The sequence below is a fragment of the Pedobacter sp. UBA4863 genome, assembly GCF_002399615.1.
In the GTDB taxonomy this organism is placed as follows: domain Bacteria; phylum Bacteroidota; class Bacteroidia; order Sphingobacteriales; family Sphingobacteriaceae; genus Pedobacter.
The window spans coordinates 1-16476 of the sequence record NZ_DHDZ01000040.1; the positions used below are offsets into that span (position 1 = coordinate 1).

17 protein-coding genes are annotated in these 16476 nt (G+C 38.0%); 6 read left to right on the forward strand and 11 right to left on the reverse strand.

From position 1 onward, the window contains the following. Positions 1 to 41: 41 nt before the first annotated feature. Both B3I52_RS10070 and B3I52_RS10075 read left to right on the forward strand, forming a co-directional pair. Positions 42 to 293 (forward strand): hypothetical protein, encoded by a 252-nt coding sequence (locus B3I52_RS10070; protein ID WP_293300912.1) that lies wholly within the window; start codon positions 42 to 44, stop codon positions 291 to 293. Further along, entirely contained in the window at positions 271 to 726 is a 456-nt protein-coding gene (locus B3I52_RS10075) for a hypothetical protein (protein WP_293300914.1), read from the forward strand. The genes B3I52_RS10070 and B3I52_RS10075 overlap by 23 nt, the downstream gene beginning before the upstream one ends. 298 nt (positions 727 to 1024) lie before the next feature. Here B3I52_RS10075 and B3I52_RS10080 read toward each other — a convergent pair whose 3' ends face one another. From B3I52_RS10080 to B3I52_RS10090, 3 genes are all read right to left on the reverse strand, one after another. Continuing rightward, positions 1025 to 2254, reverse strand: coding sequence for an MFS transporter (locus tag B3I52_RS10080; RefSeq protein ID WP_293300916.1), 1230 nt, complete (start codon positions 2252 to 2254; stop codon positions 1025 to 1027). A gap of 149 nt (positions 2255 to 2403) precedes the next feature. Further along, positions 2404 to 3531, reverse strand: coding sequence for a Fic family protein (locus tag B3I52_RS10085; RefSeq protein WP_293300917.1), 1128 nt, complete (start codon positions 3529 to 3531; stop codon positions 2404 to 2406). 255 nt (positions 3532 to 3786) lie between these two features. Continuing rightward, positions 3787 to 4467: a hypothetical protein gene (locus B3I52_RS10090; protein ID WP_293300918.1), complete on the reverse strand. Its 681-nt coding sequence runs from the start codon at positions 4465 to 4467 to the stop codon at positions 3787 to 3789. Positions 4468 to 4851: 384 nt separating this feature from the next. Between B3I52_RS10090 and polA the strand changes: the two genes are divergently transcribed. The 3 genes from polA to B3I52_RS10105 all read left to right on the forward strand — a co-directional run bounded on the left by polA (position 4852) and on the right by B3I52_RS10105 (position 8908). Then, positions 4852 to 7650 carry a DNA polymerase I gene (gene polA / locus B3I52_RS10095; RefSeq protein WP_293300919.1) on the forward strand — a complete coding sequence of 933 codons (2799 nt, stop codon included), beginning with the start codon at positions 4852 to 4854 and terminating at the stop codon, positions 7648 to 7650. A 64-nt stretch (positions 7651 to 7714) separates the two neighbouring features. Next, the gene (locus tag B3I52_RS10100; RefSeq protein WP_293300920.1) at positions 7715 to 8581 is read left to right on the forward strand and encodes an energy transducer TonB; all 867 of its coding nucleotides are present in this window, start codon (positions 7715 to 7717) and stop codon (positions 8579 to 8581) included. 51 nt (positions 8582 to 8632) lie between these two features. Further along, complete coding sequence (locus B3I52_RS10105; protein WP_293300921.1) at positions 8633 to 8908, forward strand: hypothetical protein; 276 nt, start codon at positions 8633 to 8635, stop codon at positions 8906 to 8908. A gap of 37 nt (positions 8909 to 8945) precedes the next feature. On the opposite strand, the gene B3I52_RS10110 is transcribed toward B3I52_RS10105, so the two are convergent. The 8 genes from B3I52_RS10110 to fumC all read right to left on the reverse strand — a co-directional run bounded on the left by B3I52_RS10110 (position 8946) and on the right by fumC (position 15339). Continuing rightward, a complete protein-coding gene (locus B3I52_RS10110) occupies positions 8946 to 9623 on the reverse strand; it encodes a metal-dependent hydrolase (protein ID WP_293300923.1) in 678 nt (225 codons plus the stop codon). 10 nt (positions 9624 to 9633) lie between these two features. Continuing rightward, a complete protein-coding gene (locus B3I52_RS10115; RefSeq protein WP_293300924.1) occupies positions 9634 to 9939 on the reverse strand; it encodes a YbaB/EbfC family nucleoid-associated protein in 306 nt (101 codons plus the stop codon). A gap of 86 nt (positions 9940 to 10025) precedes the next feature. Further along, a complete protein-coding gene (locus B3I52_RS10120; RefSeq protein WP_293300925.1) occupies positions 10026 to 10838 on the reverse strand; it encodes an OmpA family protein in 813 nt (270 codons plus the stop codon). A gap of 644 nt (positions 10839 to 11482) precedes the next feature. Next, a complete protein-coding gene (locus B3I52_RS10125) occupies positions 11483 to 12028 on the reverse strand; it encodes a DUF1543 domain-containing protein (protein WP_293300927.1) in 546 nt (181 codons plus the stop codon). Between the two features lie 38 nt (positions 12029 to 12066). After that, the gene (locus B3I52_RS10130) at positions 12067 to 12504 is read right to left on the reverse strand and encodes a low molecular weight protein-tyrosine-phosphatase (protein ID WP_293300929.1); all 438 of its coding nucleotides are present in this window, start codon (positions 12502 to 12504) and stop codon (positions 12067 to 12069) included. A 91-nt stretch (positions 12505 to 12595) separates the two neighbouring features. Beyond that, positions 12596 to 13384 carry a S1/P1 nuclease gene (locus B3I52_RS10135; protein WP_293300931.1) on the reverse strand — a complete coding sequence of 263 codons (789 nt, stop codon included), beginning with the start codon at positions 13382 to 13384 and terminating at the stop codon, positions 12596 to 12598. A 10-nt stretch (positions 13385 to 13394) separates the two neighbouring features. Continuing rightward, positions 13395 to 13904 (reverse strand): fumarate hydratase, encoded by a 510-nt coding sequence (locus tag B3I52_RS10140; protein ID WP_293300933.1) that lies wholly within the window; start codon positions 13902 to 13904, stop codon positions 13395 to 13397. Positions 13905 to 13941: 37 nt separating this feature from the next. Then, positions 13942 to 15339: a class II fumarate hydratase gene (gene fumC, locus B3I52_RS10145; protein WP_293300935.1), complete on the reverse strand. Its 1398-nt coding sequence runs from the start codon at positions 15337 to 15339 to the stop codon at positions 13942 to 13944. Between the two features lie 321 nt (positions 15340 to 15660). Between fumC and B3I52_RS10150 the strand changes: the two genes are divergently transcribed. Next, positions 15661 to 16476, forward strand: a complete 816-nt coding sequence (locus tag B3I52_RS10150; RefSeq protein ID WP_293300937.1) for a sensor histidine kinase — start codon at positions 15661 to 15663, stop codon at positions 16474 to 16476.

Consider the following 16476-nt stretch of genomic DNA (forward strand, 5'->3'; position numbering starts at 1 on the left):
TTTATTAATCGAGTTCAGGTTATGATGGTTTTTTTAATGTTTTGAAAAAACATAAGACTCACTTTGATCAACATAATGAAAAAATAAAGGTTAAACTCGGGCAAAACGGAAATGAGGCAAAATACCAATCCTATATCAATAGAGAGTTTAATAAAAATAAAACCCTTAGCATTTATATTGGAGAGGAATACACAAACTGGGTACAAGCCAATTTCAAATTGGGTGACACAATGAAAGTAGAGATAGTTAACCCCAATTCAATAATCCTTTATGCAAGGGGAGAAGAGCATTAATCTAAATTGGAGTGTAGGTAATGCCTTTATTCGCTATGTAGGGGGTAATCTAAGATATAGAAATAAAGCGGCGTATAAAAAGGTACGTATTGTCGAAATACAAATTTCTGGCGAACAAATACTTTTGTTCACTATCCAATCTTTTGTTAAAGAAACCCTAGGCATTGCTATGAAAGGACATCATGCCTATCAATTTATTAAAGATGAATGGGTTAAAGTAGAAAAATCATCAGGTGTTGTTTCTAGTGTGATGGTTTCCAATCAAGAGGTTTTTATTAGAGCTAAATTTGGGCACGAAAAAGTAATTAACCAAAATAATGTATATATCGAAAGACATGAAATAGATGCAATTTTTCAAGTAAGTCCGAAACTTATTGAAGTGTTGCAAAAACATGAGATAAAACTTTATGATTTTAGAGTAGCATTAAATTAAGCCTTCATCTATTATAAATGAAAGATAAGCACAATAGTCTATTTGATAGAATTGGGGAGGTCATAAGAAAGTTAATTATTCTTGCTTTCTTACTGTTTTTAATTTATGCTATAATTTCGGGTTTAATTGAGCGAATAACATATGGGTCAAAGCACGGCTATTTTTAGCCTAACTTCGCTGTTCGACATTTGCAATGTCGAACTCCTATCGGTGCATTTGTAATGCACATAGCTATTGCAGATTAAAAACCTGTCGATAAAGCTTCGGAATTGCAAATTCCGAAGAGCAACAGGAACTTTTACCGTTTAGCCAGTACCAATGTGTTTACCCTGCGCATTAACAAAATGCTGATAATGGAAATAACCACAATAATATAAGCTACCAAATTGTAATGCTCCAGTGGTTGTCCTTTACCATTTTGCGTAACAATTAAACCCGAAACAGCGGCGGCTACCCCACCAGAAATTTGTTGTAAAGAGGCGTTAATGCTCATGAAAGCACCTCGGTCTGCCAGTTCGGGAATGGCGCTGGTTAAAGCCTGCGAAGGGATCATTCGGCTCATAATGCCAGCCATCATTAAAACATTTAATAACATTACCCAAACAAGTGGTGTAACAGCTAAATTGGTATAAACAACACAGACCAACATCATCCAGATAGAAGCAAAAGCAAATAGGTTAAGCTTACTAATCTTGTCGCTCATTCTGCCCACTAAAGGCAAAATAATTAGCGAACTTATGCCAGAAACCATGAACAACATGGGCAGTTGGCTTTCGCTAACGCCTAAATTATTAACCGCAAAGGCACTTCCAAAAGGCATCATCATAAAGCCGCCAATAGAAAGTAGTGCGGTAGAGGTAAAGCCAATGCGATGCTTTTTCTGTGCCACGGTATGCCATAGGTGGGCCAACGCCGATTTATCTCTTTGTATCGATAAATGTTGGTTTACAGGTTTTAGTTTTACAGCAATAAGTACCGCAATAATTACGGCCAAACCCACTACCAACCAAAAAGGCGCTTCCCAGCCCCAAATGTTGGCCAAGTAAAGCCCAATAGGTACGCCTAATACTTGGCTGGCGCCAAAACCCATTTGTACAAAGCCCATTACTCTGCCACGTTGCTGTAAACTAAACAAATCGGTAATAATGGCCATGGATATAGAACTAATTACACCACCAAAAAGGCCGGTAATGATACGTGCCGCTACCAACTGAACGTAAGTATGTGCCAAGCCACAAAACGCGGTACCTAAAATAAACCCGATATAAAAAAACAGCAATAACTTTTTACGATCAAACTTATCTGCAAAACCAGCGGTTAATAGGCCAGAAACACCCGCACTAAAAGCATAGGCCGATACTGCAATTCCAAAATCTTTTGGGCTTAAGCTTAACGATTTCATGAGAATATCGCCCAAAGGAGACATGACCATAAAGTCTAAAATTACCGTAAACTGGGTAACCGCCAATAAAAAAATAACTATTTTTTGATAAGAGGTAAAGGTACTGCTTTGTGATTGGGCGGTCATAAATAAGAAATTGCTGTGCAAATATAATTAATCGGCAGCTTCTTCATTTCACCCACTCGTTATAAGATTTCATCAAAGCAATTAGCGCACTTTTTCATCGAAAATTTCGGGGGCTTTAATGCTTTTGGTTTATAACATAAGCTAAAACATTAACCATTATTAAACAAAGCCAAGTAATCGTTAAAAACATACAGTTTGTTACGTTGTGTACCCGATACTTCCCTAATTATCTCTAACCGTTCCAAGTCGGTAAGTAGCTTATAGGCTGTTACGTTTGATTTTTGTATAACCGCCTCAACCTTAGCAACATCAACAATAGGTTGTGTGTACATAAATGCTATTACTTTTTTAGCATCTACACTTCTGCTGCCCAAATCCTTAACCGTTATTTCCAGGTTTTTTTGCAACTGCATAATGCCATCAAAAGTTATAACTCCTTTTTTTGCAGTTTCTATTACTCCAGTTAAAAAGAATTTTAGCCATTGGTTTAGGTCATGATTGGTTCTTACCCGCATCAAATTATCATAATACAATAGCCTGTTTCTTTCAAAAAAGTCGGATAGATATAATATAGGTTGCTTTAATATACCTTTTGCCACCAGATAAAGCGTAATCAGCAATCTGCCAACCCTGCCATTTCCATCTAAAAACGGATGTATCGTTTCAAACTGGTAGTGAATAATGGCAATTTTAACTAAATCTGGCAGGGGGTTGAGCTCATCGTTGGCAAATTTTTCTAAATCAGACATCAATTCGGGAATAGCGCTGTGTACCGGAGGAATAAATATTGCATCGTTTAACGTTGCTCCTCCAATCCAGTTTTGGCTTGTCCTATATTCGCCAGGTAGTTTGTGCTTACCTCTTACTCCTGTTAGTAAAATTTTATGAGTTTCTTTTATCAAACGTGAAGAGAAAGGTAAGCTGTGCAACAACCTTACTGCTTCGTTCATGGCCGAAATATAGTTCTGAACTTCCTCCCAATCGTCTCTTTTTTCTTGCACAATTTCTTCTTTGGTCAAAAAGGCTTCTTCCATATTGGTCTGTGTACCTTCTATTTTCGACGATTGTGTAGCTTCTTTAGCGATGTGCATTCTGATAAACAAATCTATATTTACATATTCAGAATACATATCTAGTCTGCCCAAATGCCTATCGGCAGTACTAAGCAGCTGGATGACCTGCATATCGGTAAGTCGCCACTCTTTATTAATTAAGGAAGGTTGGAAACTCTTGTAATAGCCTTGATTAATTTTACCACCTGATTGATAAGTATTCATAAACACTACATTTTCTTAAACAAAGATATATTTTATTTAAGAAAATAACGAAAAACTTAATTAGCGAAAATGTTATTTAAGAAAATAACGAAAAACTTAACTAAGCGAGATTGCTATTTAAAGTTTTAACAAATATCTCTCTGCTGTTCGACATTTGTAATGCACATAGCTATTGCAGATTAAAGATCTGCCGATAAATCCTATGATAGTGCTTGCAGAAACCGTAATTCGTCAATCTAAAATCGCAAATCCCCTTTACTTCACCGATTCGTTATAAGATTTCACTAAGGCAATTAACACTTTTTCATCAAAAAACTCGGTGGCTTTAATGCTTTCTGTTAAACCGTCATCGCCAGTTAGCTTGGCTAACAATAAATTTTTAGTAGCAGCAGTTCTAGAACCATCGGCAGCAATTTCTTGCATGGGGCCTGTGCCAGGTTTTTCAAGAAAGTAGAAAACTTTTGCCTTTGGTGGTGCGCCAGCAGGACGTTCAACATCGTTTCTTCTCCCTCCAAGGTTGATACTTACACCACCCCCTAAGCCGCCACCCATGCCACCGCCAGTGCCCATGCCCACACCAAATGTAGGGCGAGCTTTTACACGAGGTTGCACAGGCTCTGCCACACCTGAAGATCCACCAACGGCATACAAATTCACTTTTCCACCCTCTACTAATCTAAAAAATTTAACCACGGCTTTTTTGCCTACTATAAAAGGTTTGCTCTCGTAAGTATCACCATTCCAAAGAAACGATTTAATGTCTTTTGCCTTATATTCTTTTAAGCCCAGTTCTTCTGTTTGTATAAAAACAGATTCGTAATCGGTGCCTTTAATTTCGCCACGCACAAAGTTACCTTCGCTAATCAATACCGCATCTTGAGCTTTTGTTGTAAAAACAAGCAAACAAATTAGGGCTATCAATTTTAAAACTCTCATGTTCAAATTAACGGAAAATAATGTAGTATTGTTATGTACAATAACATTAATTAACATCTCGTAGCACTTCCTATGTTAAACGCATAACGGCCTTATTGGATTCAGCAGCAATACGCAGTGAAACTTTTGCAATAACAATAGTTTTGCTTGCGTAGTGCAAAGAAGGCAATACAGCCTTGAACTTTTGTTACTTTTGGTTCAAGCCAAAAGTAAAAGAAAAACAAATTATAAAATATTAACTTTACCAAGGTTGTATAATGCTTTTCTCGTCATTTCGAGTGAAACACAGTGAAGCCGAGAAAATTTTAATCAAGTTAAACCAATTCAAAGATTTCTCCCTATGGCCGAAATGGCGGCAAGAACAACCCAATTAAACGACAAAAAATGAGCAATAAAAAACTTTTCCTTTTAGATGGCATGGCACTCATCTACCGAGCGCATTTCGCACTAAGTAAAAACCCACGTTTTACCTCAACAGGCATTAATACTTCGGCGGTAATGGGCTTTACCAATACACTGTTAGAAGTGCTTAAAAAGGAGAAGCCTAGCCACATTGCCGTAGTGTTCGATACCGCTGCGCCAACCGAGAGGCATACAGAATTTGAAGCTTACAAGGCACACCGCGAGGCTATGCCCGAAGATTTGGCCGCGGCAATTCCCTATATCAATCGTTTAATTGAAGGGTTTAACATTCCGGTAATTACCAAAGATGGTTACGAAGCCGATGATATTATTGGCACGTTAGCTAAAGAAGGCGAAAAGCAGGGCTTTAAAGTGTATTGCATGACACCCGATAAAGATTTTGCACAACTAGTATCAGAAAATATTTTTATTTACAAACCTGCCCGTATGGGTAACGAAATGGAAATATTGGGCGTGCCAGAGGTGTTAGCAAAATGGGAAATTGAACGGGTTGACCAAGTAATTGATATATTAGGATTGTGGGGCGATGCGGTAGATAACATTCCGGGCATTCCGGGCATCGGCGAAAAAACCGCCAAAGCTTTAATTAAGCAATACGGTAGCATGGAAAATATTTTTGCCAATAGCCACGAACTCAAAGGAAAGCAACGCGAAAATATAGAGAACCATGTAGAGCAGGGCTTGATTTCGAAAAAACTGGCAACAATTATTCTTAACGTTCCCGTAGAATTTAATGAACAAGCACTTTTGCTAGAAGAACCAAACAAAGAACTGTTAGAGCCTTTGTTGGCAGAGTTAGAATTTAGAACCCTAGGCAAACGTATTTTTGGCGATAATTTTAGCGTAACCGAGGGCAAAACTAACGGACAGCAAGATTTATTCGGAAATACTGTGGCAACAAAAGAAGTTGAAAATCAACCCTCGTTATTCGACACCCCAATTGATGCCAAAAACATTGATAACACCCCACACGATTACCAATTGGTAGCCACCCCACAAGCTAGAAAAGAACTAATTAACCTGCTATTGCAACAAAAAAGAATTGCTTTCGATACAGAAACTACCGGTACCGATGCCAACTTTGTAGATTTAGTGGGCTTATCATTTTCCGCAGAAATCGGTAAAGCGTATTATATTCCAACACCTCAAAACAAAGAAGAAACATTAGCTATTTTGGAGGAGTTTAGGCCTGTTTTTGAAAACGAAAATATTATTAAAATTGGGCAAAACATAAAATACGACTTGCTTGTGCTAAAATGGTATGGCATTGAGTTAAAAGGCGAACTGTTTGATACCATGTTGGCGCATTACCTTATCGATCCAGATACCAGACATGGCATGGATGTGCTTTCGGAAAATTATTTGGGCTACACGCCAATTTCTATCACTTCGTTAATTGGTGCAAAAGGCAAAAACCAATTAAATATGAAAGATGTTCCGGTAGAGAAAGTAGTGGATTATGCTTCGGAAGATGCCGATGTAACTTTACAGTTGGCCAATATTTTTGAGCCGATGCTGGCCGAAAGAAATGCCAATAAGTTAGCGGCCGAAATTGAAAATCCACTCATTTACGTATTGGCGGACATGGAGAAAGAAGGCGTTAGAATTGATGCTGAAACCTTAGCCAATTATTCGGCGCAGCTACAGGAAGAAATTTTAAAAGCAGAGCTGAATGTTTACGAAAAAGCAGGGCTAAAGTTTAACCTGGCATCGCCAAAGCAATTGGGCGAAGTACTTTTCGATCATTTAAAACTAGATCCTAAAGCCAAAAAAACCAAAACGGGGCAGTACCAAACTGGCGAAGATGTGCTAACCGCATTGGCCAACAAGAGCGATATTGTGCAAGATATTTTGGATTTCCGCCAAATGCAAAAATTGAAATCTACTTACGTGGATGCCTTGCCTTTGTTGGTAAACCCACGTACAGGAAGAGTACACACCAGCTACAATCAGGCCGTTGCCGCAACCGGAAGGTTAAGCTCTAATAACCCTAACTTGCAGAACATCCCAATTAAAACAGACAGAGGAAGAGAGGTAAGAAAAGCATTTATTGCCAGAGATGAAAACCATATCCTCCTATCTGCCGATTATTCGCAAATTGAATTGAGAATTATTGCCGAAATTAGTAAGGAAGCAAATATGCTGGATGCATTTTTAAACGGAATCGACATCCATACCGCAACTGCGGCTAAAGTTTACGGAATTAACATTGATGAAGTTACCAGTACGCAGCGTAGAAATGCCAAAGCAGTAAATTTCGGTATCATTTACGGCCAATCGGCCTTTGGCTTATCGCAAAACTTGAATATTGCACGTAAAGAAGCTGCCGAAATTATAGAACAGTATTTTACGCAATATCCAGGCATTAAAAACTACATGAGCGACACCATGAACTTTGCCCGCGAAAACGGTTATGTAGAAACCATTATGGGCCGCCGTAGGTATTTGCGAGACATTAACTCTGCAAATATGACGGTGAGGGGCTATGCAGAACGAAATGCCATTAATGCGCCAATTCAAGGCTCTGCCGCAGACATGATTAAGATTGCCATGATCAATATCCACCAAGACATGAAGCAACAAAAATTACAATCTAAAATGACCATGCAGGTGCATGACGAGTTGGTGTTTGATGTAGTTAAAAGCGAAAAAGAACAGGTAAAAGAGATTATCACTAATAGAATGAAGACAGCCATTAAAACCGAAGTGCCCATTGAAATTGAGATTGGCGAAGGAAAAAACTGGCTAGAAGCACATTAAAAATAAATAACGTGTAAGGATTAAATATTTTCGCCCCAACCCAAAAAACCACATCCAATATAAAATGAAAAAACTAACGTTTATTCTCCTTTTGGCAATTGCTAAAATCGGCTTTGCGCAACAAGACACTACATTGGTTTATAACAGCCCAATGTACACCAAAGATCCCATTCGCTCTAAATGGCACCCAGTTGTTAAACGTGTTGGCGAGTTTTATCAGGTAACTTTTTATGATAGGAAAGATATTATGCAAGAAGTCATCAGCTTTGAAGACAAAGATTTAACCGTAAGAAAAGGACCATATATAAGCTATAACAAAAATAATTTGAGAGAAAAAGGCAATTACGACAAAGGGCATAAAAATGGCGAATGGATTACCTATACTAACGACGGTTTGCAAGAAAAGAAAATAGAGAATTATAGCTACGGCAAATTAGACGGCAAATTTGTTGAATATTGGCAAGGCAACAAAGAAGAGGGCAGTTACATAAACGGTAAAAAAACAGGTAGCTGGAAGTTCACTTACAAAGATGGCAAAACAGCTGGAGAAGAGGCTTACGATGAGGGCGGCAATAAAATAGAAGCTAAATATTACGACAAAAATGGTAACAAGGTTAAATACGAAGATTTGTTTACGCCACCAACATACAAAGGAGGTATTAGGGAGTTTTACAAATATCTTTCGTCAGAAATAAAGTATCCTGCTCAATCTGCAAAACAGGGCACACAAGGTACGGTATTACTTAGTTTTAGTGTAAAAAAGAATGGTGATGTAGAGGCTGTTAACATAGAAAAAGCACCCAATAACGAACTTGCCCTAGAGGCCGTTAGAGTGCTCAATATGTCGCCAGATTGGATGCCAGGAAAGATGTTTGGCGAGGTGGTGAACGTACGCTACAACATTCCTATTAAATTTTCATTAAACAGATAACATTCTGTATATTAATGTCGTTATTAATCCACTAAAATTAATATAAGCCACATGAAAAAACTCTTAACCCTTGCTGCTATTGCCTTATTTGGCCTTAGCACCACCTTTGCACAAACTGTAACCACAGTTAAACAAACGCCCAAAAAAACTACGGTAACTACAAAAACAAAGTCAACAAGTGTAAAGCTAAAAGCTGATGGCACGCCCGACATGCGTTACAAAGAAAACAAAGCTGTAAAAGCGAATATAGCGGGGCCTAAGAAAAAAGACGGCACTGCAGATATGCGTTACAAAGCGAATAAAGCCGCTGCTAAAAAGAAAAGTTAAACTAAAAAGTCCCGATAAAGCTATCGGGATTTTTTAGTTATAATGCAATAGTTTCGCCAATTGCAGGTAATAACAACTGTTTTTGTGCTCTTTTAAAAATTTCAACAGCGGTGTATTTATCTATGGAAATTACTGGAAACGAATCGTAATGCACGCCAATCACTTTTGGGCAGTTTACATATTCGGCAGCAATAGCCGCATCGCCTGCATCCATGGTGTAGTTGCCGCCAATTGGTAAAATAGCGTATTCCAGCTTGTACAATTCGGCCAAAAGCTTCATTTCTAAAGTTAAGCCAGTATCGCCAGCGAAATAGATTTGCTTACCATCTACATCCAAAACAAAGCCCGCAGGATTACCGCCATAAGAGCCATCGGGCAAACTACTAGAGTGTGTAGCCGTAACCATACGTACCGTACCAAAGTCGAACTTAAACTTGCCAATATTCATGTCGTGAATATTGGTAATGCCCTGCTTTTGTAACCATCCAGCAATTTCTGGCATACAAATTACTTTAGCATTGGTTCTTTTAGCAATAGCTACCAAATCGGCCACATGGTCGCCATGGCCATGGCTTACCAAAATATAATCTGCTTCAATTTTCGAGACATCAATGTCTTTTGCTAATGGATTTCCGCTAATAAAGGGGTCAAACAATAGTTTTGCCAACGAAGTTTCTAACAAAAAACAAGATTGTCCGTAATAGGTATATTTCATAGTTTGCGTATTATTTACCGAATAACCCACCAAGGCCACCAAGCAAATCGCTTGTAGCTGCTTGCATTTCTGTAGCACTTACCAGATCGGCTTGTGCTAGCGCCTTATTTACTGCCGCTTGCAATAGTTCTTCCAGTTCCTCCTTGTCAGAATTTTCATAAAATTCGTCTGTTATTGCGATAGCGGTTATTGCTTTGTTTGCTGTTGCGGTAACTTTTATGGCACCACCCTCTACTTCGCCAAACACCAATATGGTATCTAGTCGTTTTTTTATTTCTTCGGCCTTGCCTTGTGCAGCCATTAATTTATCAAACATAACTTTTTTTATTGATTGCCCTAAATTACAAAAAACCTCCTAGTTAAACGCTGAAGGCGTGGTAAGGTTTAAAAAAATATCGTTTTTTACTTGTTAATGCCCGTAATTTGTAGTTCAACACGCCTATCGTTTTTCTCTCCCCTGCCCAACGGATAATCGGCCATCATGCCTTTGTAGGTGAGACGTTTTTTATCTACACCTTTGTATATTAAATAATCGTAAATGATTTTTGCCCTGGCTTGCGAAAGGTTGTATTCTCCCGTTTCAAAATCTTTTACATCTCTACCTGGCGGATTACAGCAGATATGGCCCAGTATGGCAATGTTATACTGTTTTTTTTCTTTAATTACAGCGGTAATTTGCTCTAGCACCGGAATAGATTCCTCCAACAGAACCGACCTGCTGTTTTCGAAAAGAATGTTTTCGAGAATAATTTTATCTCCAACTTTAAGCGTATCAGAAAGAACAGAGGATTCGGTAGAGAGCTTTTTCTGGGTATAACTGATCACTAAATCTACTCTCCTATTAAAAGATCGTTGCTCGTCAATATTTTTAGGTTCTTTTAAATCTATTTTTCCATTTCCGTTCAAAAAAGTTACCTTTTCGGCATTAATTCCTTTTTCCATTAATAAGCCTTTAATGTGGTTGGCTCTTTTTACAGAAAGCGTATCGTTATAGCCTTTTCTACCTCGGTCATCGCAATAACCAAATATAGAAATCGCAATAATTTCGGTAGAGTCTAGCTCGGTTATAAATTGGGCAAATGCTTCTTGTTGCGTTTCGTAAAGTACGCTCCTATCGGTATCGAAGAAAAAGCTGGTTGTCTTTTTTTTCTGCGCATAAGTTATGCTTATACAGCAATAAAGAAATAGGATTAATATGATCCCTTTATTTAGCATACATGTTTATCAATTGGCTATATAAAGATATAAAAACTTAGAAACTGTTTAAATTTAAGTGAAAATAAATACTTAGGCGGGTATCCCAACCAGCTTATAGCGGAATGCTAGCATTTGGTGCCCTCACCAAACTTAACGATAAAATATTTATATCATTTTTAAGCAGTTGCTAATTCGCTAACACTGTTGAGAGGCCTTTTAAGTGTGAAATTTTAAACATTTCAAATGTGCTTTTCATTTGTAACACTTTATTTTATTCGGGTTTCATTCGGATATTATACGGACCTTATTCGGATTTCAATCGAAATTAAACCACTTTTTGCCGAATGAAACCCGAATGAAACCCGAATGAAACCCATAAAAAACAGCAAGAAAACTAGTTTTTAAGTAGAATGGTGTTTTTTTGCTTTAAGACACCTCACGTGCGTATAGAATAGGGGTATGACGGCGCAGGAAAGGCCGTACAAAATGTACTACAGCATAAGGCCTTGCCAAAAAATTCGAGTGGCACCTTATTTATTCCATTTTTAAACAGTTTTTTAGCTCCCTAAAAAATAGCAGATTTTTATCTTTAAAGATCACCAGAGTAAATTGTATTATGTGCGGGGCGGTGATGATTGCTCTCGGTTGTAGGGATAGCCAAGCTATAATTTATTGATAGGCATATAGCCCAATACTACCTCATCGGTGGGAAAGTTTGTAGCTGGGGTAAAAATTAGTTGATATTTATCTTTCATTTCTTGAGATAACGCTTCTTCTATTTCAAAAATATCATCTATATCCACACCGTATTTATCGTCAATGTGCGGGCTAAAAAATTGCTTAAAAAAGTCACTTTCTTTAGCTTTTTTAATTGCTTCCGATTTTTCTTTGGCCACCATCAGCATTTTATAGTGAGCTTCTTCAAAAATATTGCTTTGGTAGCCGCCTAAATTCATAAAGAATAAACGATTTGCAGACTTTGCCGTACCATCTCTTGCGGTTATTTCTACTTTATAACCACTTACATGGTTAACTATTCTGTAAGCATCTAAATGTATTTTTCCATTTGCCTCGGGCCAAAAAGCATTAATGGCTGGTACCAACTCTTTTACTTCATTCGCAATGGCGAAGAAAATATCGTGCTGCTCTGTATGTCGTCCTTGTGGCTTGCAACCAAGTAAAACCATGAATAATTTTGGTGCAGTCATTGCAGTATTTTTAACGAAGATACTCCATAAGAAGTTAACTAATTAGATAGCTCTTTTACTATTTCTTTACAACGCTCTTCTACTATTAAGCTTACGGGCTCAAACAGATCATTGTCGTAATAAGGGTCGGTTACTTCTCCATTTGGAAGAAAAAGCGTTACTTTTTGGCGGTGTGCTGTTGTTTTGGCTAATTGCAATACATCTCTTAAATTATTGCGATCCATCACCAAGATATGGTCATAATCGTCGAAAAAGCGAACGCTGAAATGCTGGGCTCTTTGCCTAGAAATATCATAGCCTAAATTACGTGCTGCCGCCACACTTCTTTCGTCTGGCGGGTTGCCCACATGCCAATTACCCGTGCCTGCGCTATGTACCTGCCAGTCTAAGTTTTTTTGATCGGCTAAATGTTGCAATATGCCATGTGCCAGCGGCGACCGACAGATATTACCCAAACAAACCATGAGGATTTTCATTTTTTTGAAGTTGGGAAGTCCAGAGTCTGCAAGTACGAGGGCTAAGAGCTTAAAAGCTATATCATCAGACTTGCGGTCTTCGAACTCTAGTCTATTTATAAATCTCGTTCAAAACTTTGGCTAAGCTTATACCGCCTCTTAACAGCTGTTGGTTTAAGGTGCTTATCCAATCAAAATTATAGTTGTAGCCCAATTTGTCGTCGTTTTTGATACCAGTGGCATAAATTTTATTACAAATCTCGTAAGAGTTGTAGATCATGTCTTTAATGCTCGATTTGTTCCATTTCTCTAATACATCTGGGGTTACAAAATTGATGGCGTTGGTGTATTCGGTATAGCTTAACTGTTGATAGTCGATCAATTGTTCGTCCCAAACGCGGTGTAAGTTTGATCTTTGTCCGAACCAAGTTACAAACACTCTGTTACCGCCTAAATCTTCTTTACGAGCCGTGTGCATGGGCTGGTGCATGTCGCCAATTAGGTGCACTAATACACGCATGGCGAATACCCTTTTTTCTGCCGAAGTTTTAGGGTTTTTTAACAAGGCAATCATCTCGTTAGTTTGGCTGTAAATATTAGCCTCGGGATATTTTTCTAAATATTTGTCACAATCACTTTTACTTAAGCCTTCGGGCAAATTAATATAGTGCCAAGAGTTCATAAACTTATAGGCAGTATCCGATTTAATAAAATCGGGCCAATTAGCACTCATGGCCAAAGTTTCGTTGCCTAAAATTGCTTTTACTCCTTTTTTTGCATTGGGCGTTAAATAGCTTTCGGCAATTTGGCCCACTATACGGTGGCCTAATAAACCCCAGGCATTAACAGCAATGGGCGCATACATAAGGGCAATTGCTAAGATTATTCTTTTTAATTTCATGTGCTTTGTATTAAAGTGCTTTTTGTACACAAGTTATTTTTTCTTTTAAGTTAAGCTTTAATTCTGTTTGGTTGCTTAGATTTTCTAATTCTAATTTTTCAGCACTCCAAGAGTTTACCTTAAAACTACTCACATATTGCCCATTACGGTAGCAGCCCGAAACTTTTTGTTTGTAGTTTTCTTTGGTAAAGTTGCCTACCAATATTAAGGTGTCATTGCGCACCTGGTAGGTGCCTTTAGCATGTTCTTTCCATACGCCGTTATTAAAGCAATCTTCTTCATAATAATTTACCTTAGCGTGAGTGGTAAAATCAACATAAAAAGAATCGCAAGTAAACTTAAAATGGTGTTGCGTGTAGTTTTGCAACTGTGCCTGATTAGTAATGCTGTCTTGGTTCCATACGCCTTGCAAAAATGTTTCGCCCTTGCCTTGTACATTGGGCATGCGAGAGCAGGATAAAAAAAGAAGTAAAAAGTTGAAAGTAAAAAGTAAAAAGTAAACGCCTTTCCTATTCATCATTGCTTAAACATTAAACTTTTAACTTTCAACTAAACGACTATTTCAAACTACCAACCATATCTTCTGGCTTAACCCAAGCAGTAAATTGCTCGTCGGTTAATAAACCAGTTTCTATAGCAGCTTCTCTTAATGTTTTATTTTCTTTATGTGCTTTTTTAGCAATTTTAGCAGCATTTTCGTAACCAATGTGCGGGTTCAACGCAGTAACCAACATCAAAGAGTTTTCCATGTGTTGTTGAATTACCGGACGGTTTGGCTCAATACCCTCAGCGCATTTATCGTTGAAAGAAACGCAAGCATCACCAATTAAACGACCGCTTTGCAATACGTTGGCCGCAATTACAGGTTTAAAAACGTTCAACTCGAAATGACCGTTACTAGCACCAATACTCACCGCCACATCGTTACCCATTACCTGCGCACAAACCATAGTTAAAGCTTCTGGCTGCGTAGGGTTCACTTTTCCCGGCATAATTGACGAACCTGGCTCGTTATCAGGAATGACGATTTCGCCAATGCCACAACGAGGACCAGAACTTAACATCCTAATGTCATTAGCAATTTTCATTAACGAAACGGCAACTCTTTTGTAAGCGCCAGATAGTTCAACCATGGCATCGTGAGCGGCTAAAGCTTCGAATTTGTTCGGTGCTGTTACAAATGGCAGGCCCGTTAAATCGGCGATTTTCTGCGCAACCAAAATATCGTAACCTGCAGGTGTATTTAAACCAGTACCTACTGCAGTACCACCAAGCGCCAATTCTTTAATCATCTCTAAAGCATTGTTGATAGCTCTTAAACCATTGTCAATTTGTTGTACGTAACCAGAAAATTCTTGTTTTAAAGTCAAAGGCGTAGCATCCATAAAATGGGTACGACCAGTTTTTACGATATCGCCCCAGCTATCAGCTTTGCTAGCTAAAGTATTTCTCAATTTTTGTAAACCCGGAATAGTCACCTCAACTGCTTGTTTGTAAGCAGCAATGTGCATAGCGGTTGGGTAAGTGTCGTTGCTCGATTGCGATTTATTCACATCATCGTTAGGGTGTAACGATTTTTGTTCGTCTAATAAATTACCACCGCCAATTACGTGGCCACGGTTGGCAATTACTTCGTTACCGTTCATGTTGCTTTGCGTACCCGAACCAGTTTGCCAAATTACCAATGGAAATTGGTCGTCTAATTTACCTGCAATAACTTCATCACAAGCTTTTGCAATTAACTCTGTTTTATCTTTAGAAAGTACGCCTAATTCGTTATTTGCTAATGCAGCCGCCTTTTTTAAGTAGCCAAAAGCGTGTATAATTTCTTTAGGCATCGATGCCTCTGGTCCAATTTTGAAATTGTTTCTAGAGCGTTCAGTTTGTGCTCCCCAATATTTGTCGGCAGGTACTTGTACCTCACCCATGGTATCGTGTTCTATTCTAAAACTCATGGTAATTGAAAATTATTTTTGCCCAAATTTAACCATTTTGAACCTTAACGAAAATTTATTTAGAAACGTTACATAAATAGTAGAAAAGCATTGGATGCGGCTTTTAGGAAACTTCAGTCCCGCTTTCGCTCATAGTCCTCACTACGTTACACTTCGCTGCGGGCTAATCCGCTTAATCGGGTTTATTTAATAAAGGAAAAAGCTTTTGGCAAAACTCAAATACTGCTCAAAACAACACCTTTACTATTTCAAATATCTCTCTTCCTGTTTTATGGTTTTAGTTTTACTTAACTTGCTGCAAGTTTGATGAAAATTAAAACGATGAAAAAACTACCTCTTTACCTAGCTTATACATTGGCAATCTCCTCTGTATTAACTGTAATTGGCGCATTAATGAGAATTTTGCATATAGGCGGTACATTTTCGACTTTCTTTTTAGCTTTTTCAGTAATATCTCCCATTATTTTTATAATCTTAATCATTTTTATGGCAATAAGATTGTATAAAAAGACTGACGAAACCAAGAATGCTAAACTCCAAAAAGAAATCGCTAAACTCCAACTTAATTCCATACGCTCGCAATTAAACCCTCATTTTCTTTTTAACGCACTCTCAGGTATTCAAAATTTGATTAACAAAAACGAAATAGACAATGCGAACAAATACCTCTCGAAGTTTGCCCGATTAACTCGCAATGTACTTGATGATAAAGAACAGATTTCTTTAGCTCAAGAAAAAACTTTGTTAGACGATTATCTACAAATGGAACAGCTACGTTTCGGCTTCAGTTACGAAATTAAAACCGACGATAATTTAGACCTACAGAACATCGAAATACCAAGTATGTTACTGCAACCTTTTGTAGAAAATTCGGTAAAACATGGTATCGCTTCAAAAACTACTGAAGGAAACATAGAAATTGCTTTCAGTAGACACGGCAATAATCTATTATTGAGGGTAGCAGATAACGGCAAAGGTTTCGATGCAGATAAAAAGCATGAAGGTTTAGGGTTATCCTTAAGTAAAAACAGAATATCTTTATTGAACAGCATTTATAAAGAAACGCCTTTTTCGCTTGCAATTAATTCAAGTAGCACAGGCTCCGAAATCAACTTAACCTTAACCGATTGGCTGTAA

What these genes read in the sequence shown, in the direction of transcription:
- B3I52_RS10100 (WP_293300920.1), top strand. Translation starts at nt 7,715, where the DNA reads ATGAAAAAACTAACGTTTATTCTCCTTTTGGCAATTGCTAAAATCGGC.
- B3I52_RS10135 (WP_293300931.1), bottom strand. Translation starts at nt 13,384, where the DNA reads ATGAAATTAAAAAGAATAATCTTAGCAATTGCCCTTATGTATGCGCCC.
- B3I52_RS10080 (WP_293300916.1), bottom strand. Translation starts at nt 2,254, where the DNA reads ATGACCGCCCAATCACAAAGCAGTACCTTTACCTCTTATCAAAAAATA.
- B3I52_RS10085 (WP_293300917.1), bottom strand. Translation starts at nt 3,531, where the DNA reads ATGAATACTTATCAATCAGGTGGTAAAATTAATCAAGGCTATTACAAG.
- polA (WP_293300919.1), top strand. Translation starts at nt 4,852, where the DNA reads ATGAGCAATAAAAAACTTTTCCTTTTAGATGGCATGGCACTCATCTAC.
- fumC (WP_293300935.1), bottom strand. Translation starts at nt 15,339, where the DNA reads ATGAGTTTTAGAATAGAACACGATACCATGGGTGAGGTACAAGTACCT.
- B3I52_RS10115 (WP_293300924.1), bottom strand. Translation starts at nt 9,939, where the DNA reads ATGTTTGATAAATTAATGGCTGCACAAGGCAAGGCCGAAGAAATAAAA.
- B3I52_RS10140 (WP_293300933.1), bottom strand. Translation starts at nt 13,904, where the DNA reads ATGATGAATAGGAAAGGCGTTTACTTTTTACTTTTTACTTTCAACTTT.
- B3I52_RS10075 (WP_293300914.1), top strand. Translation starts at nt 271, where the DNA reads ATGCAAGGGGAGAAGAGCATTAATCTAAATTGGAGTGTAGGTAATGCC.
- B3I52_RS10090 (WP_293300918.1), bottom strand. Translation starts at nt 4,467, where the DNA reads ATGAGAGTTTTAAAATTGATAGCCCTAATTTGTTTGCTTGTTTTTACA.
- B3I52_RS10105 (WP_293300921.1), top strand. Translation starts at nt 8,633, where the DNA reads ATGAAAAAACTCTTAACCCTTGCTGCTATTGCCTTATTTGGCCTTAGC.
- B3I52_RS10130 (WP_293300929.1), bottom strand. Translation starts at nt 12,504, where the DNA reads ATGAAAATCCTCATGGTTTGTTTGGGTAATATCTGTCGGTCGCCGCTG.
- B3I52_RS10110 (WP_293300923.1), bottom strand. Translation starts at nt 9,623, where the DNA reads ATGAAATATACCTATTACGGACAATCTTGTTTTTTGTTAGAAACTTCG.
- B3I52_RS10150 (WP_293300937.1), top strand. Translation starts at nt 15,661, where the DNA reads ATGAAAAAACTACCTCTTTACCTAGCTTATACATTGGCAATCTCCTCT.
- B3I52_RS10125 (WP_293300927.1), bottom strand. Translation starts at nt 12,028, where the DNA reads ATGACTGCACCAAAATTATTCATGGTTTTACTTGGTTGCAAGCCACAA.
- B3I52_RS10120 (WP_293300925.1), bottom strand. Translation starts at nt 10,838, where the DNA reads ATGCTAAATAAAGGGATCATATTAATCCTATTTCTTTATTGCTGTATA.